This window comes from Sphingobacterium sp. T2, from assembly GCF_000814685.1.
GTDB classification, from domain to species: domain Bacteria; phylum Bacteroidota; class Bacteroidia; order Sphingobacteriales; family Sphingobacteriaceae; genus Sphingobacterium; species Sphingobacterium thermophilum.
In genome coordinates, this window is the sequence record NZ_JXAC01000204.1 from 1 (window position 1) to 5,817 (window position 5,817).

Genomic DNA, 5,817 nt, shown 5'->3' on the forward strand with positions numbered 1-5,817 from the left:
ATTTGGTTCTAATTATTCGGTCAAAGCTATATCGGATGGTAAAGGCCTGATTATCTATTCCACCCTGTCGTAGGTGAAACGAAGCCGTAAATTTGGCATCAATATTTTTATTGCGGAAAGGAATCCAGCCTATATCAATGCGGTTGTACTTGTCCCTTCGGTAGAAAGAATCTCCGTTGGGCAGGAAAATGGCGTTGCCCATATATAAGGTATTGTGAAGAAAGAAATTTTTGTATTGCGCATGGATATTGCTGATGAAGGCATTGCTCTTTTTTTCGTATTCTGTTCTGACACGGTCAAATCCCAACACTGTGCCGGCATCAATGGTCAGGGAATCCAGAGATGTGCTTTCCGACAGATCCAGTCCCAGTCGTAAGACGAGGACGGCATTGTCCTGGATATGGTTGTCAGGGTCGGAGAGAAGGGTTAGAGCGTTGTGGTATAAGGTGCCGTCGTTGGCGAAATAAGCTTTTCCAAAGCGGTAAAGACCACTGATGCCGGCTATGAAGCGCTCCCTGTTTTCTGTTCCCTGCTTACTGAGCCAATCGATAAATATGGATTGGGTGATATGTTGGTTGTTGAACTTGAAAAACATACCCTCTAGGTTAGGTCTTTCAATCATAAGTGTGTCCGACAGCACCAGAAGAGGAATGTTTACTAGCTTTTCGTGCCGCGGCATAAAGCCTATGCCGAAGTCTATATACGATGAAGTGTATTTATAATAAGCTATAGGGGCAACCTTACTTTTGTTTTCGGTGGTAATGCCAAAGTCCTGTCTATAATGTAAGCCTCCTATAAGCGCATGGTAGTCGTTCAGCTTAAAGTACAACTGTGGAGAGATTATAGTGCCGAAATACGTTTTGTCGATAGTGTAAGGAGCTGTATATTCTCTGTTGTCAGCATAGCCGAAGAAGTCTACCTTAGCACCTACCTCCTGAGCATAAGACTGCTGTACCACAATAGTGCAGATTAAACTTAGGATAAGAATACGTAATTTGGATAAGTTCATTGGTATGTTTTTGTTATAACAAAAATAGAAAATCGTCCCGTAAACCGAAGCCATCGTTAGTTTAATTCCTTAAATGCACAAAAAATTATGGATAAAGTCCTCTGAAGATGTATCTTTGTGTCAAAAGAAAAGGAAATGGTGTTCTTCCTTACCCAACCACTTGAAAAAAGCTGATGACACCTGGCAAGTTATAGGATAAAATGAATTTGTAATTTGTACAGGTATTTTTATGTCAGCAAATCAACATAAACAGCACGATTTTTCAGGAAAAGTATTTTTGTCATCGACTAAGCAGACGACATTTTATGCGTTGCGATGGCTTCTTCTAAGCTTCCTTATTTCTATATGTATAGGTTCGGCTTCTGCCGGATTTTTGATTTCCTTGGAGTGGGTTACTTCTTTCCGGGAGGAGCACCTGTGGATTATATTTTTTCTTCCTGTCGTCGGTTTTTTAATAAGCTGGATATACGGAAAATATGGCGGGAATGCCGACCAGGGAAACAATCTGATTATAGACACTATACACGAAGGGGGAGATAAGATTCCTTTTCGTATGGCACCTTTGGTGTATGGAGGTACCATTCTTACGCATCTTTTCGGCGGTTCGGCAGGAAGAGAGGGAACAGCTCTGCAGATGGCCGGAGCTTTAGCAGATCAATTTTCGAGGCCTATGAGGCTGTCTCCGGAAGAACGTAGTATATTGCTGATTGCTGCCGTTGCCGGTGGTTTTGGTTCTGTATTTGGAACGCCTTTGGCTGGAGCGGTGTTTGCTTTGGAGTTTTATTTTATAGGGCGCATGCGTTACCATGCACTGTTTCCGGCACTGCTGACGGCTGTGTTTTCGGATCAGGTAGCAAGGATGTGGAATGCTCACCATACGCATTATCATATAGATGTAGTGCCCCTGCAGACTTGGCAAGGGATAGGGTGGGCTTTGGTGGCAGGACTTCTCTTTGCCTTATGTGCTGCAACATTCAGCAAGGCGATGAAAGGAATGTCTGTGTTTTGGAAGAATAAAATAGCTTATGCACCCATGCGTACATTCATGGGAGGTATGCTGGTCGTTCTAGGCGTATATCTATTGGGGACTTCAAAATATATAGGCTTAGGGGTACCTACCATTGTGTCCGCATTTGAACAGCAGCAGCTGCCCTATGACTTCGCACTAAAACTACTGTTTACGGTCGTTACCCTGTCCGCTGGATTTAAGGGAGGGGAAGTGACGCCTTTATTTTTTATCGGTGCTACTTTGGGTAATGCATTGAGCTTTTTTATTCCTTTGCCTACAGCTATGCTTGCCGGTATGGGCTTTGTTGCCGTATTTGCTGGGGCTACAAATACACCTATAGCGTGTACATTGATGGGAATAGAGCTTTTTGGAGCTGAAGGGGCTGTCTATATTGCTATAGCTTGCTTTACAGCGTACCTCTTTTCCGGTAATACAAGCATTTACCGCAAGCAGCGAATTGGAGAACCAAAAAATGGAAATACCTCTTTTCAGGATAAAACCATTAGCGATGTGGATTAGCTTTTTAGGATAATAATAAATAAACATACATAAAAGGTCATCCTTGAGGATGACCTTTTATGTATGTTTAGATTATTCCATGTAAAGATCCGCCTTTGGCGAAAATCTTGTCAATTTTACGTTCTACCGTTTCATCTTTTATTAAGTCCGGTGCATGATGCGGTTTTCGTCGCGCATCGATGATGACAGGTCCATGGCAGCCCCAATGTTTGAATTTAGTAAAGGATCGGACGCCATAGATATCGTAGGCGGGATTGGATTTGGTGAAAGTTTCCCAGACGAAGTTGTTGACGTTTGCTGCAGCAAAATCGACATTATTCACCAATACGATAAGCTGTATGCCGTCGAAGTTGACATCTTTGGCGGCAGCTGTCCATGCTTCCATAACTTTTTCTTCATTTTCGTATGAGGTGAAATCGGCACCTTCGGCTACAACAATACCTGGCAGGGCCAGTTTAACTTTGTTGAAAGGTCTTGGCAGCGCGAGAGCCGGAGGTAGCTCTTTGGCTAATTCTCTTTTTTTGCGGCCCGCTGCGGCAAACACTACTTTGGAACCTGCATTCAATCCATCTCCTGTATAGTCTAACGTATCTATCGTCGTATTCGTTTGGAAATGCAGGTCTCTGCTCAGATCTATCCTTTCGAATATATGCGTAAAGAATGCTTCGATATTATGAATATCGAGTTGAGGGTTGTCCTGTTCTGCCGAAATAAAAAGGTATTTGGCCAGACTTAGTTGGTTTTTTCCTAATATTTGATTGGCAATGGTCAGAATTTCTTGTGGACGTTCTACTTCTTGGTAAGGGGTATATGATTCACGGCCTATAGCGAACAGCAGAGGGTGTACCCCGGCAGGATCCACGGCATGCACCGCCTTTAGTCCATTTATTTCTTTTGGAATGGCATTGCCTGTAATTTCATGTATTAGAGCTCCAAAGCTGGTATCTTCTTGCGGAGGGCGTCCCACTACGGTGAATGACCATATAGGGTCTTTTTTATGATAAACGTTGTGTACCTTCATCACCGGAAAGGGGTGGGTAAGACTGTAATAGCCAATATGATCTCCGAAAGGTCCTTCCGGCTTGGTTTCTCCCGGATATACCGTTCCTGTGATTACGAAGTCTGCATCTGCGGAGATGCAGAATCCTTCCTCGTCATAGAAATACCTGAACCTGCGGTTGCCCAGCGCACCGGCAAATATCATTTCCGACAGCCCCTCAGGCAGAGGCATCACGGCAGAAAGAGGATGGGACGGAGGGCCACCTACGAAGATGCTTACCTTAAGTGGCTTTCCCAAAGCGTTGGCTTTCTGTTGGTGTACACCTATGCCGCGATGTAGTTGGTAATGTAAACCTACCTCTTTATCTATGATGTAGTCGTTGCCTGATAGCTGGATGCGGTACATCCCTAAGTTGGCTTTCATGATGCCGGGCTGTGTAATATCTTCGGTATACACTTGTGGCATCGTAATGAAAGCTCCTCCATCCATAGGCCAATTCACGATTTGGGGGAGCTTACTGATTTGAGTTTTGCCGTAAAGGATAGGGGCTTTGGATTTCTTCTTCCAGGGAAGGGCCCCAAGGGCTATTGCCGACGAGCCGATATAGTCGAAAGGTTTTTTCAACACTGAGGCGGGATCCATCTTCACATCGACAAGTTTTTTGATGTGATCCAGCGTGTCTCTGAACATAAATTTCGATCGTTCGAGTGTACCGAAAAGATTAGAGACGGCAGGAAAAGTGCATCCTTTGATATTCTCGAATAGCAGTGCCGGTCCTTCGGCATCAAAGACGCGCATATGGATGGCTGCCATTTCCAGATATGGATCTACTTCTTCTTTTATACGTACCAGATGACCGTGTCTTTCTAAATCGGCTACACAGGCTGCCAAGCTTGGATATCCCATAGTCGTTGAAATCTTAGTGAATTGCAAAAATAAGAGAATATTTCACTTATGGAGAACCGACATACCTATACGGCTGTCTCAATCTTTGAATATTGAAAGGGAATAAGGTTGGTCCACTTAGAATTATCTGTTAAGGTTCTTTTACTCATGGTGTTGATATAGTCTGCGTAATGGTCGTAAGAAACCTTGGATACAATGCGGTTCAGCAGCTTTGCCAGACACTCATAGGGAATGGTTATAATTTTATGTTTTTGCGGAGAGCTGTATTTGCTTAAGTATAGTTGCATGAGTTCTTCTATTTCTACGGCTTGTTGTCCTCCGAACTCCAAGTATTCGTTGATAAAGTCATGTTGCCAGTCTACCTGCTTCACCCATTGTATAAAATCTGAAAGACACACGGGACGTAAGATGACCTTTTCTATAGGTTTGTATAGAAAGATCAGCTTATTGGTCATCATCTGCTGCATGAAGCTCTCGAATGCGCTGCCATTTCCAATAGCTACATCTTTCAGAACAATAGTGTAACGTATGCCTTCCTTCTCAAAAAGCTGCTGTATATAAATAATATTGTTTTTATCGTATACCCGTCCGAAGTAGACTATGCGCGTGCAGTTATTGTTCTTGCTTAGTTGTATAAAGTTTTTCAGCGACAGTAGTTCGTACTGTATGCATATCTCGTCTGCGAGGTCTGGAATCTGTGTAAAGTAGAAAGAGACATCAATCTGCGGAAGAAGGATAGGAAAGGTTAATGACGACAGTCGGATAATATCTACATTGAATAGCTTTGCATTGATGGGATTTGCGCCTCTGGCCTCCAAGAGAGAAGCATCCCGGATAATGCCATAAACGTGAAGGTTCTCACTTTGCAAGGAAGTGAGTATGGCCTTTCCAAGGTAGGTGTTAAGTCCACAGACGAGCGCATTCATAGTTCGTTCAAATCTAAATAAAATCAATTATTATAGAAATATTTATAATGGTCATTTTGTTTGTTAGAATAGTGTAAATATTATTTGGTTTATGGCGGAAATATAGACAAAAACAATAATCTTTACAGACAAAATATCACCATCTTGAGGCTCGCACACTATCATGAATAAAAAGGTTATACTGGTTTGGTTTCGAAATGATCTGCGTACAAGTGACAATGAAGGTTCTGTTATTCGGCATTGAGAAATCAGATTTTGTTATACCAGGTTATTATTTTATTCGAGTAGTAGTATACACGAGTATGCTTGGAGATATGTCGGGAGCGCTGCGCCGGCGAGTCATCTAATTCTGTAGCAGCATTGAAATCCAAGTTGCAGAAGCTGGGGGAGATTTGGCTAACCTTCGAAGGATATCTGAAGAGATTATCCCTCGTTTGGTGCAGAAATA

The 5,817-nt window shown here is 42.8% G+C and carries 5 protein-coding genes and 1 riboswitch; of the genes, 1 reads left to right on the forward strand and 4 read right to left on the reverse strand.

What is annotated here, in order from left to right:
• A partial coding sequence (locus tag SD31_RS12100) for a hypothetical protein (RefSeq protein WP_039054327.1) occupies window positions 1–1,009 on the reverse strand: 1,009 nt, incomplete at its 3' end.
• A gap of 122 nt (window positions 1,010–1,131) precedes the next feature.
• Window positions 1,132–1,199, forward strand: a riboswitch (Fluoride riboswitch).
• A 39-nt stretch (window positions 1,200–1,238) separates the two neighbouring features.
• Between SD31_RS12100 and SD31_RS12105 the strand changes: the two genes are divergently transcribed.
• On the forward strand, window positions 1,239–2,537 hold the full coding sequence (locus SD31_RS12105; RefSeq protein ID WP_082021942.1) for a voltage-gated chloride channel family protein: 1,299 nt from the start codon (window positions 1,239–1,241) through the stop codon (window positions 2,535–2,537).
• A 67-nt stretch (window positions 2,538–2,604) separates the two neighbouring features.
• On the opposite strand, the gene SD31_RS12110 is transcribed toward SD31_RS12105, so the two are convergent.
• The 3 genes from SD31_RS12110 to SD31_RS19330 all read right to left on the reverse strand — a co-directional run.
• Window positions 2,605–4,443 carry a UbiD family decarboxylase gene (locus tag SD31_RS12110; RefSeq protein ID WP_039054328.1) on the reverse strand — a complete coding sequence of 613 codons (1,839 nt, stop codon included), beginning with the start codon at window positions 4,441–4,443 and terminating at the stop codon, window positions 2,605–2,607.
• A gap of 65 nt (window positions 4,444–4,508) precedes the next feature.
• On the reverse strand, window positions 4,509–5,369 hold the full coding sequence (locus SD31_RS12115) for a hypothetical protein (protein WP_039054329.1): 861 nt from the start codon (window positions 5,367–5,369) through the stop codon (window positions 4,509–4,511).
• A 248-nt stretch (window positions 5,370–5,617) separates the two neighbouring features.
• Window positions 5,618–5,817 (reverse strand): hypothetical protein (locus tag SD31_RS19330; protein WP_231561551.1); only part of this gene is annotated, 200 nt, incomplete at its 5' end.